The 17,550-nt window shown below is 68.5% G+C and carries 16 protein-coding genes; 3 read left to right on the top strand and 13 right to left on the bottom strand.

Annotated features, from left to right (window positions below):
- Positions 1–146 precede the first annotated feature (146 nt).
- A complete protein-coding gene (locus tag NE2_RS01715) occupies positions 147–1,010 on the top strand; it encodes an LLM class F420-dependent oxidoreductase (protein ID WP_063023150.1) in 864 nt (287 codons plus the stop codon).
- Positions 1,011–1,015: 5 nt separating this feature from the next.
- Here NE2_RS01715 and NE2_RS01710 read toward each other — a convergent pair whose 3' ends face one another.
- On the bottom strand, positions 1,016–1,651 hold the full coding sequence (locus NE2_RS01710) for a TetR/AcrR family transcriptional regulator (RefSeq protein WP_063023149.1): 636 nt from the start codon (positions 1,649–1,651) through the stop codon (positions 1,016–1,018).
- A 176-nt stretch (positions 1,652–1,827) separates the two neighbouring features.
- On the opposite strand from NE2_RS01710, the gene NE2_RS01705 reads away from it, so the two are divergent.
- A complete protein-coding gene (locus NE2_RS01705) occupies positions 1,828–2,760 on the top strand; it encodes a quinone oxidoreductase family protein (RefSeq protein ID WP_063023147.1) in 933 nt (310 codons plus the stop codon).
- A gap of 12 nt (positions 2,761–2,772) precedes the next feature.
- Here the strand turns inward: NE2_RS01705 and NE2_RS01700 are convergent, their stop codons facing one another.
- The 12 genes from NE2_RS01700 to NE2_RS01645 form a co-directional block, all read right to left on the bottom strand.
- The gene (locus tag NE2_RS01700) at positions 2,773–3,174 is read right to left on the bottom strand and encodes a PaaI family thioesterase (protein WP_030515638.1); all 402 of its coding nucleotides are present in this window, start codon (positions 3,172–3,174) and stop codon (positions 2,773–2,775) included.
- Positions 3,171–5,315: an MMPL family transporter gene (locus NE2_RS01695; RefSeq protein WP_063909234.1), complete on the bottom strand. Its 2,145-nt coding sequence runs from the start codon at positions 5,313–5,315 to the stop codon at positions 3,171–3,173. Before NE2_RS01695 ends, NE2_RS01700 begins: the two co-directional genes overlap by 4 nt.
- Positions 5,312–6,505 (bottom strand): hypothetical protein, encoded by a 1,194-nt coding sequence (locus tag NE2_RS01690; RefSeq protein WP_063023145.1) that lies wholly within the window; start codon positions 6,503–6,505, stop codon positions 5,312–5,314. The genes NE2_RS01695 and NE2_RS01690 overlap by 4 nt, the downstream gene beginning before the upstream one ends.
- Before the next feature lie 20 nt (positions 6,506–6,525).
- Positions 6,526–7,566 (bottom strand): NAD-dependent epimerase/dehydratase family protein, encoded by a 1,041-nt coding sequence (locus tag NE2_RS01685; RefSeq protein WP_063023143.1) that lies wholly within the window; start codon positions 7,564–7,566, stop codon positions 6,526–6,528.
- Positions 7,563–7,856 (bottom strand): hypothetical protein, encoded by a 294-nt coding sequence (locus NE2_RS36540; RefSeq protein ID WP_063023141.1) that lies wholly within the window; start codon positions 7,854–7,856, stop codon positions 7,563–7,565. The genes NE2_RS01685 and NE2_RS36540 overlap by 4 nt, the downstream gene beginning before the upstream one ends.
- On the bottom strand, positions 7,853–9,523 hold the full coding sequence (locus NE2_RS01675; RefSeq protein ID WP_063023139.1) for a fatty acid CoA ligase family protein: 1,671 nt from the start codon (positions 9,521–9,523) through the stop codon (positions 7,853–7,855). The genes NE2_RS36540 and NE2_RS01675 overlap by 4 nt, the downstream gene beginning before the upstream one ends.
- Complete coding sequence (locus tag NE2_RS01670) at positions 9,520–10,425, bottom strand: beta-ketoacyl-[acyl-carrier-protein] synthase family protein (protein ID WP_063023137.1); 906 nt, start codon at positions 10,423–10,425, stop codon at positions 9,520–9,522. The genes NE2_RS01675 and NE2_RS01670 overlap by 4 nt, the downstream gene beginning before the upstream one ends.
- 10 nt (positions 10,426–10,435) lie before the next feature.
- Positions 10,436–11,485 carry a 3-oxoacyl-ACP synthase III family protein gene (locus tag NE2_RS01665; RefSeq protein WP_063023135.1) on the bottom strand — a complete coding sequence of 350 codons (1,050 nt, stop codon included), beginning with the start codon at positions 11,483–11,485 and terminating at the stop codon, positions 10,436–10,438.
- A 328-nt stretch (positions 11,486–11,813) separates the two neighbouring features.
- On the bottom strand, positions 11,814–12,563 hold the full coding sequence (locus tag NE2_RS01660; RefSeq protein ID WP_063023133.1) for an SDR family oxidoreductase: 750 nt from the start codon (positions 12,561–12,563) through the stop codon (positions 11,814–11,816).
- A 33-nt stretch (positions 12,564–12,596) separates the two neighbouring features.
- On the bottom strand, positions 12,597–13,703 hold the full coding sequence (gene galK, locus NE2_RS01655; RefSeq protein WP_084493677.1) for a galactokinase: 1,107 nt from the start codon (positions 13,701–13,703) through the stop codon (positions 12,597–12,599).
- A complete protein-coding gene (gene galT / locus NE2_RS01650) occupies positions 13,700–14,761 on the bottom strand; it encodes a galactose-1-phosphate uridylyltransferase (protein ID WP_063023370.1) in 1,062 nt (353 codons plus the stop codon). Before galT ends, galK begins: the two co-directional genes overlap by 4 nt.
- Before the next feature lie 149 nt (positions 14,762–14,910).
- Positions 14,911–15,315: an Rv1352/Rv1906c domain-containing protein gene (locus NE2_RS01645; protein ID WP_063015672.1), complete on the bottom strand. Its 405-nt coding sequence runs from the start codon at positions 15,313–15,315 to the stop codon at positions 14,911–14,913.
- Positions 15,316–16,041: 726 nt separating this feature from the next.
- On the opposite strand from NE2_RS01645, the gene NE2_RS01640 reads away from it, so the two are divergent.
- Positions 16,042–17,484 carry an N-acetylmuramoyl-L-alanine amidase gene (locus tag NE2_RS01640; RefSeq protein ID WP_063023131.1) on the top strand — a complete coding sequence of 481 codons (1,443 nt, stop codon included), beginning with the start codon at positions 16,042–16,044 and terminating at the stop codon, positions 17,482–17,484.
- The last annotated feature ends 66 nt before the right edge of the window (positions 17,485–17,550 follow it).

Genomic DNA, 17,550 nt, shown 5'->3' with positions numbered 1-17,550 from the left:
GTGTGCGAGCCGGCGCCGTATCCGGGTGTTTCCGCTGTCGTGCGGGCCCGATCTCGCCCGACTGGACCGCATTGTCGCGACCGCGCGATGGATAGGCTGTGTGCGGGTATCGACACCTGTCCACCGCTGCGCAGAATCGAGGCGTCATGGAACTGAGTCTGCACTACTGGAACTTCTCGACTCCCGCAGATCCGGCGCGTACCGCGGGTGCCATCGCGGAGACCGCGCGGATCGCCGAGGAGGCCGGTTTCACCGAATTCACGGTGATGGATCACTACTTCCAGATGGAACACACCGGGGTGGCCGAGGAGCCGATGCTCGAGGCCTACACGACCCTGGGGTACGTGGCCGCGCTGACCGAGCGGATGCGTCTGGCCGTGCTGGTGACCGGTGTGATGTATCGGCATCCCGGTCTGCTCGCCAAGATCGTCACCACCCTCGATGTGCTGTCCGGCGGGCGGGCGCAGCTCGGCATCGGAGCCTCCTGGTACGAGCGGGAGCAGCGCGGGCTGGGTGTGCCGCTGGTGCCGATGGGGGAGCGCTTCGAACGGCTCGAGGAGACACTGCAGATCTGCCTGCAGATGTGGAGCGACGACAACGGCCCGTATCGGGGCGCGCATTATCAGCTCGACGAAACGCTGTGCGTACCCGCGCCGTTGAGCCGTCCGCGGCCGCCGATCCTGATCGGTGGTGGTGGTGAGAAGAAGACGCTGCTGCTGGTCGCCCGCTACGCCGACGCCTGCAATCTGTTCGCCTCCTCGCCCGAGGACGTCACGCGCAAACTCGATGTGCTGCGCGTCCACTGCAAGGCGGAGGGGCGCGATTACGACGCTATCCGCAAGACCGCCACCTACATCGGCCCGGTCGTGGACGATCCGGACGCCTTCGTCGCCGACGCCGAACGCTATGCGGCGCTGGGCATTACGCAATTCGACATCATGCCGGACCGGAATCCGGTCGAATACGCCGAACGCGCCGCGGAGCTGGTGCCGCGCCTGCGCTCACTCTGAGGCATTCACTCGGAGTCATCCCTCGGAGCACGCCCGTACTCGCCGAAGGCCGGTTCCAGCAGATCGAAGATGCGCTCGGCCTCGGCGGTGACGGTGGCCGCGACCCGGCGCCGAGGCGCGCCGGACAGCTGCAGCTGCTGAATGCGCTGGAACAGCAGCCGGCAGGCCGCCGCCAATTGGGCGGCCGCCGTCCGGCGCAGCAGGTCGTCTCCGGGCAGCACCTCGGCCAGGGCCTGCTCGCGCAACTCGTGCAGCTCGCGCACCCGCGCGGTGAGTGTCGGGCTGTCGGCGAGCATGCGGCTGAACTCCGGTCCCGAGAATCCGACGTCGGCCGCGTAATCCTGTGCCGCGCAACGGAACAGGCGGCGCAGCGCGTCGAGTGCCGATTCGTCGGCGGCACGGGCGGTGACCGCGGTGGCGAGTGCGCCGACGAACTGCTCGTGATGGTCCAGCGCCAGATCCTCCTTGCGCGGGAAGTAGTTGGTGACGGTCTTCTTCGCCACCCGCGCGGCCTCCGCGATCTCCGCGATGGTGGTCGCCTCGAATCCGCGCTCGATGAACAGCCTGGTCGCGGTGTCGGAAATCTCCTGGCGGGTCTGCTGCTTCTTGGTTTCCCGCAGTCCGGGCGTCGCACTGGCCATGGCCGAAATATTACCACCGACATAAAAATCGCCTTGACCTACCGCGGCGCGGTCGCCTATCTTACGTCGGTAGTAAGAATTTCGAGGAGGTAAGGATGTTGCCCCGTAACAGCTGTTGAGTCACTTCGAGCATCAGCCCGCGGCCATCTGCCGCTCCAGGTCGAAAGGCACTGTCAGTGCGCGCAATTCAGTTCTCTCCCGCGGCGGATCGCCTCGCCCGCTCCCGGCTCGTGGAGGTCGAACGGCCCGAGCCCGGACCGGGACAAGTGCTGGTCCGCACCGAATTGACCGGTGTAGGTGTCGGCTTGGTGCGGATGCTGCGGGCCGATGCCGAGGCGAATCCGGGCGGTGAGATGGTCGGGACGGTGGTCGCGGTGGGCCCCGGCGTCGCGGAATCCTGGATCGGAGCCAGGGTGGGCGGGGTGGTGTTCGCCTCGTTGTACGCCGAATACGTCTGTGCCGTAACGGCGATGGTGACCGAGATACCGGCCGATGTGCCGGCGGCCGACGCCCTGGCCGTGGTGCGTGGCGGCCTGGTCGCGATGGGGGTGGTGCACGCGGCGAAAACCGTTGCGGGCGCCTCGGTTCTGATCACCGCCGCCGCGTCCGGAGCCGGACATCTGGCGCTCCAGCTCGCACGAGCGGCGGGAGCGTCCCGGGTGGTCGCCGCCGTCGGATCGACCGGAAAATTCGATTTCGTGCGGCAGTGCGGCGCCGATGACGTGCTGACCTACGACGATCCGTGGCCCCGTGCCGTCGACATCGTGCTCGACGGCGTCGGCGGTGACCTGGTGCAGCGCGGGGTGAACAGCCTGGGCCCGCACGGCACGCTGGTCGCCTACAGCGCCGGTGGTGGCGCGGTCGACACGTCCACGCTGCTGGGCGACCTCAAAACGGTCACGGGCTTCTCGATGGGACTGCTGTCGCGGACCGAACCCGAACTGATCGAGCAGTATCGGGCGCGGTTGTGGAAGCTGTTGGACGAGAAGGTGATACGTCCCCACGTCGAGGTGCGTGACTGGACCGAGCTGGATGCCGTCGTCGATCGGATCGCCACCCGCCGCAACCTGGGGCGGATGGCGATCAGCGCCGGACCCGGCCCTGGATGAGCGCACTCGCGCTCACAACACCGCCTGGGTCTGGGTGACCTTGCCGACGAGTTTGCCTGCGTCGTCGTGGATTTCGGTTTCCACCACGATGAAGCTGCGCCCCGCGTGCAGCGGCGTCGACGAGGCCACCGCGTAGCCGGACCGGATCGCCCGCAGGAAATTCGTCTTCGACTCCACGGTCGTGGTGCCCTGCTTGCCCTCCGGCAGATTCAGGTACGCGCACACCGCGCCGGTGGCGTCGGCCAGCGACATCAGTACTCCGCCGTGCAGGACGCCGCCGAGTGTGCACAGGCTCTCGTCCCAGGCGAGCCGGCTGCGCACCAGCTTCGGCCCGTGCTCGAGCACCTCGACGCCGAGCTTCTCGGTGAACGGCATGGTGCTGTGGAACAGCCGGGTTCCTTCGGTATCGATCATGATGTCGAGCTTGCCCGGACGCGTGCGCGAGGTCCATTACCTTCGGGGTAACGGTCCCCGGCGGGCCGCATCGGCCACCAGTTCAGCGGGCCCATCAATCGCACCAGCGCCGGCACCAGCAGCATCCGCACCAGCGTGGCGTCGATGACCAGCGCCAGGATCATGCCGAGGCCGAGGAATCGCATCGGCGTCAGCGGGGACAGCGTGAAGGCGCCGGTGATGAACACCAGAAGCGTTGCGGCGGCGGTGATCACGCGGGCGGTGCGGACCGTGCCGGTGCGGACCGCGGTCACGGTGTCGCAACCGTCGTGACGGGCCTCGACCATGCGCGAGAGCAGGAAGACCTCGTAGTCGGTCGAGAGCCCGAAGACGACGGCGATGATCAGCACCATCATCCCCGCCGAGAGCGGTCCCACGCTCACGTGCAGCAGATCGGCGAGATGGCCCCGGCAGAAGATCCAGGTCAGGATGCCGAAGGTGGCGGCCAGGCTGAGGAATGCCAGCAGTACCGCCTTCACCGGCAGCACCGCCGAGCGGAACGCCGCGCCGAGCAGGATCAGCGTGGCGAGCACCATCACCGCGATCATCAGCGGCATCCGAGAGGTGATGGCCGCGACGCTGTCCACGGTGGCCGCGGTATCGCCGCCGACTTGGATCTCGACGCCGTCCGGCGGCTCGAGATTCCTTATGCGCGTGACGGTTTCGATGGCGGCGGGGGAGCGGTCCGGGTCGTTCAAGGCCGCGTGCAGCACCACCGCGTCGTCCACCGTGGCGAGTCGCTGCACGTCGTGTACACCCGGGACCGCGCCGAGCGCCCGGATCGCGGCGGCGGTGGGGCGGGAGTCGGGTGGGGCGCCGTCACCGCGCAGCAGGACGGTCGCGCCGCTACCGGCCTGCGGGAAACGCGTGGCGAGTTCGTCGACACCGGCGCGCACGGCATTGCCCGCCGGGAGGGCCGTGTGGTCGACATCGCCCAGCCGCACGCCCAGGAGCGGCGTGGCGAGCACGAGCAGCAGCCCGCCGACGGTGACGGCCACGACGCCGGGCCGGCGCACCACCGCGTCCACCACGCGGCCCCACCATCGCTCGGCGCGGCGCCGGCCGCGTTCGAAGGCGTCGCGGCGCCAGCTCCAGGCGCCGACGCGGTGACCGAGCAGGGCGAGCGCGGCGGGCAGGACGGTCAGCGACAGTCCCGCGGCCAGCAGTACCGCCGCGATGGCCCCGAAACCCAGCGATCGCAGTACCGCCTGCGGAAAAACGAAGGTTCCGGCGAAGGCGCAGGCCAGCAGCAGTGCCGAGAATCCCACGGTCCGGCCGGCTGTGGCCAGGGTGCGGGTCACCGCCTCGGAAACCGCGGCACCCGTGGCGAGTTCCTCGCGGAATCGGGTGACCACGAACAGCCCGTAGTCGATGGCCAGGCCGAGTCCCAGCAGCGAGGCGACGTTCACGGCGAAGACACTCACCTCGGTGACGTGCGCGATCACCGCGACCGCGCCCAGTGAGCCCACGACGGCGAGCACACCCACCAGCAGCGGCAGGCCGGCGGCGACCACCCCGCCGAACACCAGCACCAGAATCACCGCTGTGACCGGCAGCGAGACGGATTCGGCGAGCACCAGATCGTGGCGGGACTGCCGGTCGATCTCGTCGGCCAGGGCGCTGTAGCCGGTGAATCGCACCGAGACGCCGGGAACGGTCAGCGCCGCGGCGATGTCGTGATAGGCGGCGATGCGCTGATTGTCGTCGCCGGCGGCGAACACCACGGCCAGCCCCTGCCGTCCGTCCGCCGACCGCAGGAAATTCTGTTGCGGTGGAGCATTGTTCCAATAGGTTTGCACCGGCTGCGCCAGCAGCGCCGAATCGATGTGGTCGACCGCCTGCTGGACGCGCGGGCCCAGTGCGGCGAGGTCCTGTCCGTCGGGCGCGGTGAAGATCGCGATCACATCGGGGTTCTGCCGGCCCAGATGTGCCGTGACCACCCGGTCGACGAGCGCGGATTCGCTTCCGGGATCGGCGAATCCGGCCGCGCTCACCCGCTGCTGGACGTCGGCGCCGAACAGTCCGCACACGATCGCGAAACCGATCGCCGCGAGCAGCACCAGTTTCGGGCGGGTGCCGACCAGCCGCGCCCAGCGCGTCATGCGAGGGCCGAATCCGGTTGCGGCAGTTCGCTTTCCAGTGTGGAGGCGATGCGGTCCAGCAGCGCTTCGAGCCGATCCTCGATGTCGCGGCCGTTGCGCGCGGAGACCGTCAGCTCGGTACGGCCGCCCGCCTCCACCATCGCGAACAGCAGCGGCATCGCGACGCTGTGCTGGGGCAGCACCCGCACCGACGTGGGCGACCAGCCGGGCACCGCCAGCGCGCCGAGATCGAAGCGGCCCATATGCGACACCGTCGCCGAGGCGAGGTTGCGTCCGAAGCGGGCGCCGAGCACGTTGGTCGTACGCAGAATGGTGCGGCCGACGGCGTGCGGTGCGTTGGCGATCGCGCCGGCGGCAAACTGATTGAGTTCGGTGCGGTCCCGCAGACCCGCACGCATGTGTTCGCGCACCTGTCGCCAATCCTGGCCGGGCCGGACGTCGAGGAACAGCGGCAACGCCAGATTCGCCGTCGACCGCAGCTGTGCGTCGTGGCGGCGCAGATCGACCGGCACCATGATCCGCTGCGTGCTGCCCGCGGCGTCGGCCAGCAGTGCCGACACTCGCGCCACCGCACCGGGGCCGGTGGCCCCGATACTGCGGTGCCGCAGCAGATGCCGGGGGCTGCCCACCTCCTGACGGCCGTGGCCGACCGCCGAGCGGAATCGGGGAATCATGGCGGTGGGACGTCCCGGTGCGCCGAGCCGCCGCACCAGTTCCCGGTCGGCGACCGGGTCGCGAAGTTCTTCCGGCTGTTCGCCGCGCAGCGCGGCGAGGACGTTGCGAGTCCACAGCACCATGCCCATCCCGTCCATGACGCCGTGGAACACCCGGAAGATCACGGTGACCGGGTCGCCGGTCAGCAGCAGCACCTCACAGGTGGTTTCCGGGGTGGGGCCGATCGCCGACGCGAGGACCGGGTCGGCCTCGAGCCGGTCGTAGTTCACGACATGTCCGGGAATATCGCGCACGGCAGGGGGCACGCCGGTGTCCACCCAGTACTTGCCCTCGCGTCGCAGCCGGGCACCCGGACAGGCGGCGGCCGCGACCGCGACCGCCCGGCGCAGCGCCTCCGCGTCCAGGGTCCCGGTTCCCGGGATCGCGAGTTGCATCAGAAACGGCGGGGCCATATCGCGCATCGGGAAGTACATGCGCTCGGTGGGGGAGATCCGCCGCCGGAAGACGGTACTCATGATCGGCTCCTGACTCTGCGTTACCGCAGCTCGCGGGTGAGTTTCTCGATGCCGCCCTCGGATTCGAGCCAGGACAGGAACCGGGCCAGGCCCTGTTCGCGGTCGATGATCGGCGCGTAACCGAAATCGCGTGCCGCCGCGCCGGTGTCGTAGGTCGCGGTGCGGGTCAGCAGCGCCACCACGTAACGTGACAGCGGTGGCGACCAGCGCCGTGCGATCGCCGGTATGCGCCAGACCGTTTCGATCACCGACACGGCGGCCGCCAGCACACGCGGATCCGGCCGGCGGCTGGGAGCCGGGTAGCCGAGCCCGCCCGCCACCTCGGCCAGGAAGGCCCAGACGTCGGTCCGCTCCGCATCGGCGACGAAATACGCTTTGCCGCCGACCCGGTCGGAGTCGGCGGCGCCCAGACAGGCGTGCACGATGTTGTCCACATGGCACAGCGAGGCCCGGACCGAGCGGCCGGACGACAGATCGGGCAGGCGCCCCTGTGCGGTCCGGCCGAGCAGGCGCACGATCGGGCCGGAGCGGTCGCCGGCTCCCCAGATCGCGCGCGGCCGTAGCGCGCAGGTGGTGAAACCCGGGGTGTCGGCGGCGAGGACGGTGCGCTCCGCGGCGGCCTTGGTCTCGGAATAGAGGTTCAGGTAGTGGCGCGGATACGGCACCGATTCGTTGATGTCGATCTGATCGCCGCCGTCGCGATCCATCAGAGCGCTGGGGCTCGAGATGAACACGAAACGCGTGGCTCCGGCGGCGCGGGCGGCGCGCAGCAGAACTTCGGTGGCGCGGACGTTCTCGGTGTGGAACTGGGCGCGGGTGCCGCGTTCGTCGACGCGGGCGGCACTGTGGAACACCACATCGACTCCGGCACACGCGCGTTCGAGGGATTCGTCGTCGGTGAGGTCGCCGTAGGCGATCCGCACACCGTGGAGTTCGGGCAGATCGCCGAGGTTGCTGGTCCGCCGCGCGAGGACGGTCACCTCGTGGCCGCCCTCGCGGACCAGGCGGCGGACCAGCGCGCCGCCGAGAAATCCGGATGCGCCCGTGACTAGTGCCTTCACCGTTCGTTCTCCTCGAAAAATGCTGTGCTGCCGACGGTTTCGGTGCGCCACCAGGTGAGTCCGAACAGCTGGGTCATGACGGCGGTGTACAGGCGCGACCGGCCGCTGCCTCGCGCGGCGCGCAGGGCGACCGGAATCTGGGCGGCGTGCACGCCGATGCTGAGCACCGCGTCGAGCCACCACAGCGCGCGCAGCCAGCGGCGGCCGGAGCTCCGGACCGCCGGACCGGCCAGCAGGAACAACCATCCCGCGATCGGAACAGCCCGCAAGGCAACAACTTTCACATTCATCGCAACGCCTTCGCGGTCTGCCGAGCCGCCCACACCGCGAGCTGTTCGCGCCCGATCTTGGCGTTGTGCCGGATATCGACCGGAAATCCCGGATGAAACAGGAACTCCGAGATCTTCGTGGTCAGCTCGAATTCCGCGCCACGCGCGCGCAGCGCGGCGGCCACGTCGTCGCGATCGGCGTCCGGGCGCAGTTCCACGCACAGCACGGGGCGCTGTGCTTCCGCCGGCCCCACCCCGACCAGTGCCGTGCGCGCCACACCCGCGACGGCGTTGAAGATCTGCTCGACCTGCACCGTGAACATCGGACCGTCGGCGGTGCGGACCCGCTGGGATTTGCGCCCGCAGAACCAGATTCGCTCCTGGTCATCGATCCACGCCAGGTCACCGGTGCGATGCCAGACGGTCTCGCCGTCGACGATCTTGCCCGTCGCGTTGGCCGCGGTGGGCCAGTAGTAGCGAGTGCTCACATTCGGCCCCGCCACCACCAGTTCGCCGATGCCGCGGGTGGCCGCCAGTTCATCCTCCCGGGCGCGGGCGTCCGCCCACGTGGGCAGCGGGTCGTCGGTGATCGCCACGATTCGCGCCCGCACCCGGTCGGCCGGACGGCCGATGCAGGTGCCCGCGCCGGCGCGGGCGCGTTCGGACGGGCCGTCGAGCAACTCGCGCGATTCGATCGTCGACATCGGCAGTGCCTCGGTGGACCCGTATCCGGCGTAGACCAGCACATCCTCCTCGAGCACCGCGCGCAGGCCGGCGATACACCAGTCCGGGACCGGCGCGCCACCGGAATAGATGCTGCGCAGTGTCGGCAGCCGGGTGCCGGTCTGTTCGAGGTGGCGCAGCAGCGGGATCAGCACGGCGGGGGAGGCGAACATGGTGCGGACGCCGAACCGGCCGATCGCGTCGGCCACGTGCGCCGGATCGGTCGCACCCACCCGGCTGGGAATCAGCGGCGGCAGCACGCACTGCGAACCGAGCAGCAGATCCAGAATGCCGACCAGCGGCAACGTGATCAGCGAGGTCTGCGGCGGCACATGCCCGCGAGCGGCGTGGACCTGCTCGACCATGGCCGACAGATTGCCGTGGGTCATCTCCACGGCCTTGGCCGGTCCGGTGCTCCCGGTGGTGAACGCGATCATCAGCAGGTCGCCCTCGGGCGCCGGAGCGCGGTCCGGCGCGGTGCCGGACGGGCGGCGACCCCAGCTGCCGAATGTCGCTCCGCCCCAGAACCACCGCCGCCCGACCGTGACCGCGACCCGCACCCCGCGGAAGTAGCGGCGGAACAGCACCCGCGCCGCATGCGCCTGCGGAATGCCGATGAACGCCTCGGCGTCGGCCGCCTGCAGGCAGCGCAGCATCCGGCGCAGCCCCATACCCGGATCGATGACCACCGGCACCGCGCCGATCTTCAACAGTCCCAGCATGATCGCGTAGAGCTCCGGCCCCGGCAGCACCAGCACGATGGTGCGGGTCCCGCTGCCGACGCCCGCGGCGGTGAGCCGCTCCCCGACAGTGTCGGACCAGCGATCCAGGTCGGCGTAGCTCAGCCGCCGATAGTGCGGGGTGCCCGCATGGTCGGCATCGGCGAAATACACCGCGGTGCGGTCGGGTTCGGCGGCGGCGACCAGGCGGAACCGGTCGACCGCGCGCCAATAGGTACCGCTCACGCCGCCGCACCGGCGGCGACCGGCAGGCGATACACCACGGCCGCCGCGGACGGTCCCGCGCCCGCCGCGACGAACAGTACGGTGTCGAAGCCGGCGAGCGAATCCTCCTCCACCGCACGGTGATAGGCCAGCGGCAACGCCGCGGTGTGTGGATCGCCGGCGGACAGGTCGGGGGTGCGGACCTCGCCGATACCGAGGGTGTCCGCGAGCAGCCGCGGGAACTTCGGCGTGGGCGTGGAGGCGATGAGAACGGTTGCGGTCGGATCGATTCCGTCGGCGTCGAGGGCGCGGCGGCCGGCGTCGGCGGCGATCTCCAGCAGTCGATCCTCGAATCCGGGTTCGCGTTCCACCGTCATCAGTCCGCGTCCGGCCGTGCCCATCGTGGTGACGTCGACATACGACTGCACCACGGGAGTACCCGAACCCGCGACGGTGTGCACGCGGCCGAAGCCGACCGGCTCGTCGGTGTGCTCGAGCAGCAGCGCGGCACCCGCGGTGGCGTAGGGGAACTCGTCGTCGGCCGCCGACCGGGCCAGCGACGGATGGGTGTCCCCGGAGACGATCAGGACGTGGCCCGATCCGGCGGTCTCGAGAATCGACTGCGCGACCTGAACCGCGTTCAGCACACCGGTGGCGCCGTTCATCAGGTCGAAGGAGAACGAGCGCGGGTCGCCGAACCGGTAGTCCAGTCCGATCCCCGCCTCCTTCTGGATCAGCGCCGACACCGCCGGTTCCACGGTGTTGGAGTCGCGGAAGATTCCCGCGTTGATCAGCACCCCGACCTGCTCCGGCGCCACCCCGGCGCGTTCGAGGCTGCGGCGCGCGGCGCGGCCACTGTGCTCGACGATGCTGAACGTGTCGCCCTCGCGACTGATTCCGGTGGATGTGATGGCAACGCCCATGACCAGTACCTCAGACCTTCAGAGACGAAATCGTGGTGGACAGGAAACCGCCGACCACCCCGGAGGCGGCCGGAACCATCAGCAGTTTCGAGCCGGCCGGGATCTCACCGCGGCTCAGATGGTCGTGCAGCACGATGAAATGCGAAGTGCTGGAGGTATTTCCGTATTCGGTCAGCACATTGAGGTCGGGCGGCATCGGTGCGCCGAATTCCCGTTCGGCGATGGCGTTCATATACGGGATCGCCGCCGCGCCGAACTGATGGTGGATGACGAAGTCGAAGTTCTCCTCGGCGAACGTGGTGCCGCGCTTCTCGTAGAACATGCGCTGGGTGTCGGTCCACAACAGGAAACGGGCCTCGTTGTGCATCTTGCGGTTGTCGGTGTAGAGCGCCACGCCCGGGGTCTTGTCACTGGGCATGCCCAGGCACAGGTGCGAGAACTCCGAGGCGGTGACCAGCTCGATGTAGTCGATGCGGTCGGCCTCGTCGACGGAACGATCGAGCACCACCGCGGCCGCGGAATCGCCCACGGTGAGCGACGCGAATTGCAGATCATATTTGTCGGAAATTTCGCGCACCGCGGTATCGGCGATCGGAGTAATTGCCTCACCGCTCACCACGATGCCGTTGCTTACCATTCCGGATCGAATCATCCGATCGAGAATGTAGGTTCCGCTGAGCATTCCCGCGCAGGCATTGGAAAGGTCGAAGGTAATGGCGTTCCGCGCACCGATGCGTTGTGCCAGAGCCGACGCGAAGGACGGCTCCATATATATTTTGTCGGCGTCTTTGCTGCGGGTGATCGAGGTGGAGATGACCACCTCGATCTCCGGTCCGGAGTACTGTGACCTGGACAGACAATCGTCCAATGCCTTGCCGGCCAGGACGAAAGAGTCCTCGTAGGACTCCGGGCGAGTGTCGTGAACGCGGCGTTCGCGCACGCCTGTGATCTTTTCGAGATCGAAGGCCGGCGGTACGGCGAGGCGCGATATCAATTCCTCCGTGGTGACCCTTTTTTCGGGTAGATATGCGCCGATCGCTTCGAAACGAGAATGCGGCACGCCGCCTCCTGAATTGGCATGACGAATGCTTGCGGAATTTGTTCGTGACGTGATGCTACCCGAGAGTAACTAGCGCATTCTTGATCCGCATCTCGACGCTTCTACCGGGTAGCGGTGAATGCGATGTATTTGTGACAGCGCGTCGCAGCAAGTAGTAACTACTCGGCAATCGATGAATATCGCCGCTACATCGAGACTTCTGTCGATTCGCGAAGTGGATCCGGGAGTCCGCTAACTTGCAGAGTGCGGGATTCGTGGTGAAACTTCACATCGATCGGGGCGGTCGATTGTGAGAGACCTCACCAAGCGCGGGGCCGTCCGAGCCGGATCAGCCCAGCCGTGCCATGACCGCCCTCGGCAGCCGTGGCAGCACGAGGTTCAGTGCGCGCCAAGGCCATTGCGGCACACAGGCACGCACCGGCTCGGACTCGATGGCGGCGACCATCGCGGCCACACCGCGTTCGAGCGGTGCGACCAGCCGGGCGTCGTCGGCGCGTGCCGACATCTCGGTGGCGATGAAGCCCGGCTGCACCGTGGTCACGGCGATCGGGCTGCGGCGCAGTTCGATCGCCAAACCCTCACCGAGCGCGGACAATCCGGCCTTGCTCGCCGCATACGCGGCCTTCTTACCGGGTAGCCCGCGCACCGCGCTCATCGACGAGATCAGCACCAGATGCCCGGCGTTCTGGTCGCGAAAGATCTCCAGTGCGGCCTCGGCCTGGGCCAGCGCACTCACGAAATTCGTTGTGGCCGTCGCGATATTCGCATCCGCACGCCCGGTGCCGAGCGCTGCGCCCTTGCCCAGGCCGGCGTTGACGATCACGCGATCCAGTCCGCCGAATTCGTCGCGGAATTCCCCGAATACGCGCGGGACCGCCTCGTGGTCGTCCACATCGAGGGTCCGCAGCGAAACCCGGATATCGGGATGGCCCGCTCGCAATTGCTCGCGCAGCGACCGCAGGTTCTCCATGCGGCGCGCGCACAGCGCGAGATCGCGCCCACGCGCCGCGAACTGCCGAGCCATCTCGGCCCCCAGGCCCGCACTCGCTCCGGTGATGAGAATTCTGCGCCTGGTCATGGCACCCCACCCTAGTGCCGCTCGGCCGCCTGATCAGGAAATCCGGCGGGCTCCGGCGGCGGGCACCGCCACGAAGAATCGCGGTGGAGAGAAACCGTCGTCGCGAAACCGCCGCCGGATCGCGGCCGCGATCGAATCGGTCCGCTCGATATCGGTCACCGCGATGATGCTGCCGCCGAATCCGCCGCCCACCATGCGCGCACCGTGGGCCCCGGCGTCGAGCGCCGCCGCCACCGCCGCATCCAGCTCCGGCGTGGAGACCTCGAAATCGTCGCGTAACGAGGTGTGTCCGCTGGTGAGCAGCGGCCCGATCGCGCGCGGATCACACCCGTCGCGCAGCAGTTCCACCACGGTCAGCACCCGCGCGTTCTCGGTGACGACGTGGCGAGCGCGCCGCCGCAGCACCGGGTCCGCCAGCCGCTGCGTTTCCGCCGGATCGGTGACGGCACGCAAGGAATGCACGCCCAGAGCGTGCGCGGCCTGCTCACATTCGCGCCGGCGCCGGCCGTAACCGCCGTCGGCCAGCCGGTGCGGGGTCTCGGTGTCGGCTACCAGCAGTTGCAGTCCGGCCGCGGCGAGATCGAAGGGAACCTGCGCGAATTCCCCGGTGGCGAAGTCCAGGAACAGGGCGTGACCCGCTGTGCAGAGCAACGAGGCGGACTGGTCCAGGGTCCCCGTCGCCGCGCCGACATAGGAGTTCTCCGCGGCCCGGCCGATGTCGATCAGCTCGGCGCTGTCGGCATCGATCTCGAACAGATCGCGAATCGCCAGTGCCGCAGCGCATTCCAGCGCAGCAGAGGACGACAGCCCGGCTCCCACCGGTACCGCCCCGTCGATCTCCAGCACCACCCCGGACAGTTCGTGCCCGCGGCGCCGATATTCGTGCACCACGCCCAGCGGATAGCGGGCCCAGCCGGTGACGGCGGAATCGGCGAGCCCGTCCAGCGATTCGCACACCTGCCCGGGGTGCTGTTTCGAACTCACCCGCACGGTGCCGTCCGTCGTGGCCTCGGCGGTGCAGGTCACGACCTGGGGCAACGCGATCGGCAGCGCGTAACCGTCGTTGTAGTCGGTGTGCTCGCCGATGATGTTGACCCGGCCGGGCGCGACCCATACGCCGCGCCGGGGTGCCGCGCTCACCGCACCTCCCGCAGTTCGGCGGCCACGGCCTCGGGTGTGGTGTCGCTGATGAAGACGTTCATCCCCGATTCCGAACCGGCCAGATACTTCAACTTGTGCGCCGTCCGCCGGATCGAGAACAGCTGCAGGTGCAGCCACCAGTCATCGCCCGGCACACCGGATTTCGGCGCTTGATTCCATGCCGCGACGTACGGCATGGGGGTGTCGAATCGGCGCGCGAAGCGTTGCTGCACATCCAGGTACAGATGCGCGAAACCGTCGCGCTGGGCACCGTCGAGATCGGGGATATCGGCCACCCGGCGGTGCGGATAGAGCTGAACTTCGTAGGGCCAGCGGGCGAACGGCGGTACGAAGGCGGTCCACTCCTCGTTCGCCGCGACCACCCGGACGCCTGCGGTCCGTTCGGCGCCGAGAAGATCACCGAATAGATTGCTGCCGTGGGCTTTTCGATGGCGGGTGGCGTTGGCCACCATCGCCGCGGTGCGCGGGGTGGGGAAGGGGTAGGCGTAGATCTGGCCGTGCGGATGCGACAGCGTGACGCCGATCTCCTCGCCGTGATTCTCGAAGCAGAACACCTGGGCCACGCCGTCGAGCGCCCCGAGTTCGGCGCTGCGCTGGGCCCACGCGTCCACCACCAGGCGCGCCCGGCCCGGATCGAGCCCGGCGAACGAACTGTCGTGGTCGCTGGTGAAGCACACGACCTCGCAGCGGCCGAAACCGTTGCGCAGCAATGTCTCCGGCGACCCTTCGACGTGGTCGGAAAGTTCGGCGCGGCCGGTCGACAGCGAAGGAAAGCGGTTCTCGAACACCACCACCTGATAGTCGGCCTCGGGGACCTCGGTGGGATGGCCGGGGCGCGACGGGCACAGCGGGCACAGATCCGCCGGGGGCAGGAAGGTCCGGCTCTGGCGGTGCGAGGCGATCACCACCCACTCGCCGAGCAGCGGATCGAAACGTGCCTGGGAATGTGTACTGGTCCGGGGCAGATCCCGGGTGTCGGCGGCGGTGCGCGGCACCGGCTCGCTGTCGAAGTAGATGATCTCGCGGCCGTCGGCCAGCGACCGACGACTCATCACCGGACTCGGCCGCGCCATCGCATCCCTCCGCTCGATCCACCGGATCTCAGCGGGACACTAACATCGCGGCCGCGACAGGCGGCGGGTGCCGGATCCGGCGCGGCGGATAGACCGCGCCGGACCGGCCTCGCTCAGTACTCGCTGCCGAACAACCCGCCCGGCCCGTAGGAGCCGGTCGGCGGCGGCGCCGGCATCATCACCCAGCCGCCGCAGTTGGCCGAGGCGAACGCGACATCGGACGATTTGATCAGCACCCGCACCGGAGTGGTGTGGGTGCGGTCGCTGGCGACGATGGCGGCGTTCGGGTCCGGCGGATCACCGGGTTCGGGAATCTTCCACAGGCGCTCCCAGGAACAGTCGTGCGCCGGGTCCGCCGGCCCCGCGGACTGATAGATGCCGGGCGCGATGTCCACGCCGACCCGGTACATCCCGTCCCCGGGAATGTTCGTCGCCGGATCGGCGGCAGCGGTGCCGGATCCGAGCATCGTCACCGTGGACGCGACGGCCCCGGCGATCACAAACGTGCGTCCACGCACGGCGGTCCTCCTCGATCTCGCAGACGGCCGTCGACTATCGGGCGGCCGGAGAAGATCCCCGCATCTTCCGGGGCCTTGGTCTATCAGAATTGCGATAGGCGCGGACCGGATCGGAGAAATATCTGGAGATTCGACAACGCCCGGTGGGCGGTGGGCAGACGGCCGCGAAATGCCGTCGCTGAACGTCCCCGCGGGATCCCCTCGCGCCCACGGGGACGGCACCGGCGTGCGATTCGACCGCCGAGGTGCGAGATGGGAACGTACTGCAGCGCCGGCGACCCGTGCAACACAGCGGTATTTCAGAATTAAATTACTCTGGCGAATCATCCGGGTTCAGCATTGCGGCATTTTCGGCCGCGGGCCTGGATATCGGCGGATCGTGCGGATTCGCCCGGCCGCAGCGACATTCGGGCAATGATGTGCATTCCCTCGGATTTCGCCCCGATGTGGTCAGCGACACAAACCTGCCGGTTGTTCCGTGTGTTCGGGGAGTGCGACCGCAATGAGATAGCTCTGCGATGTCCGTTTCTCGTGCCTACTGCCGACGAATCGGCCGTACGACCGGCGTGTCTGCGGAAATGACGTGCCACTGCGGTTCTAATGGGGGTAACGGTTCGGTAACTGAGCTTGCGTAGGTGATGCTGGCGTTGCAACAGTGAACCACTGGGTTTGATGTTACTAGTGGGAAGGGAGGGGTGTGCCCGCCTCCGGGTGCGCCGTCCGAACATGAACCATCCACACATCATCAAGACCGGAGTCAGGCTCGCCGTCGCCGCGGTCACCACGGCCGGTGTGCTGGCGCCCGCCGCCGCTCTCGCCGCGCCGGCCGCGCCCGCAGATCCCGATATGTCGACCAAATTGGTGGGTAAGACGGTATTTCTGGACCCGGGCCATCAGGGAAGCAACCACAACGAAGACCTCAATCGTCAAGTGAACAACGGCCGTGGTGGCACCAAGGAGTGCCAGACCACGGGGATGACCACCCGCAACGGCGTGCCCGAGCACACCATCAACTGGAATGTGGCACAGCTGGTCCGGCAGTCGCTCGAGGCGCTCGGCGCGCACGTCGTGATGAGCCGCCAGGACGACACCGGCTGGGGCGGATGTGTCGACGAACGCGCCGCGGCGGCCAACAGCTCCGGCGCCGCGGTGGCCGTCAGCATCCACGCCGACGGCGCACCGGAACAGGATCACGGATTCCATCTGATCGTGCCGCAGCTGCCGGTTCCCGATGCCAAGGCGAACGAAGCGCAGTCGGGTCCCGGTCAGGTCGCCACGAATGCCATGCGCGACGCGTACAAAAAGGCCGGGTTCACGCCCGCTGATTACGCGGGCGCGGTCGACGGTCTGCAAACCCGGTCCGATATCGCGGGCCCGGCGCTGACCGAGGTGCCCGACGTCTTCATCGAAATGGGCAACGGCGCGAATGTCGACGACGCGAAAAAGCTCGAATCGCCCGAGGGGCAGCTCGAGCATGCCATCGCGATCACGACCGGGCTGGTGAGTTATCTGATCGGAGTGGCTCCGGGTGGTGCCTCGCCGGCCGCGTCGCCCGCCGACAGTCCCGCGAGCGCGCCGCAGTCGGCGCCGGGGCAGGACAATTCCGCGCCGCAGACCGGTACGTCACAGAGCACCACGTCGCCGAATACCACCCCGCAAAGTCCGGCACCGCAGAATGCCACGCCGGAGAGTGCGTCCCCGCAGGGATCGGCTACACCGAATTCCGGCGCCCAGAACTCGGGGACCCAGAATTCGGGGACGCAAAATTCGGTAGCACCGCAACAGAATTCGGCAACGGACGCGTTGCGTGGCGGGCCGAACTCGACACCCGCCACCACGCAGTCCGCGCCGCCGTCCACCGCGCCGTCGGCTCCGGCCACGACGCAACCGGGCTCGAATCCGGCCGGCACCTATCGCACGGCGCCGGGAACCTATTCGAACACCGATCCGGGCACGTCCGGGGTCTCACCGCAGACCTCGACCGCACCCGGAACCAGCGGCACCCAGAAACCGCAATCCGGTTCCGGCGCCGGTAATCTCGCCACCACCGCCATGCAGCTGCTGCTGCCGCTGGCGAAATCGCTCGGCTTGGGCAACAGTGCGCTCGATTCCGAACTGGTGAATCTGGCCTACACCCTGGTCTCCACCCTCCTGGGGCAGAGTAAGTAATCGGCCCCGTTCGTGCCCGCCCCTCCGCACGAAGGGGCGGGCACGTCCTCGTCCGGGCCTGGGTAA

The organism is Nocardia elegans NBRC 108235, assembly GCF_001612845.1.
GTDB lineage: Bacteria > Actinomycetota > Actinomycetes > Mycobacteriales > Mycobacteriaceae > Nocardia > Nocardia nova.
The sequence above is the reverse complement of the archived record's forward strand: the minus strand, read 5'-3'. Positions and strand labels throughout refer to the sequence as shown.

Excerpts from the sequence above, each read along its gene's own strand:
- NE2_RS01715 (WP_063023150.1), top strand. The coding sequence starts at position 147 with ATGGAACTGAGTCTGCACTACTGGAACTTCTCGACTCCCGCAGATCCG.
- NE2_RS01710 (WP_063023149.1), bottom strand. The coding sequence starts at position 1,651 with ATGGCCAGTGCGACGCCCGGACTGCGGGAAACCAAGAAGCAGCAGACC.
- NE2_RS01700 (WP_030515638.1), bottom strand. The coding sequence starts at position 3,174 with ATGATCGATACCGAAGGAACCCGGCTGTTCCACAGCACCATGCCGTTC.
- NE2_RS01695 (WP_063909234.1), bottom strand. The coding sequence starts at position 5,315 with ATGACGCGCTGGGCGCGGCTGGTCGGCACCCGCCCGAAACTGGTGCTG.
- NE2_RS01690 (WP_063023145.1), bottom strand. The coding sequence starts at position 6,505 with ATGAGTACCGTCTTCCGGCGGCGGATCTCCCCCACCGAGCGCATGTAC.
- NE2_RS36540 (WP_063023141.1), bottom strand. The coding sequence starts at position 7,856 with ATGAATGTGAAAGTTGTTGCCTTGCGGGCTGTTCCGATCGCGGGATGG.
- NE2_RS01670 (WP_063023137.1), bottom strand. The coding sequence starts at position 10,425 with ATGGGCGTTGCCATCACATCCACCGGAATCAGTCGCGAGGGCGACACG.
- NE2_RS01660 (WP_063023133.1), bottom strand. The coding sequence starts at position 12,563 with ATGACCAGGCGCAGAATTCTCATCACCGGAGCGAGTGCGGGCCTGGGG.
- NE2_RS01640 (WP_063023131.1), top strand. The coding sequence starts at position 16,042 with ATGAACCATCCACACATCATCAAGACCGGAGTCAGGCTCGCCGTCGCC.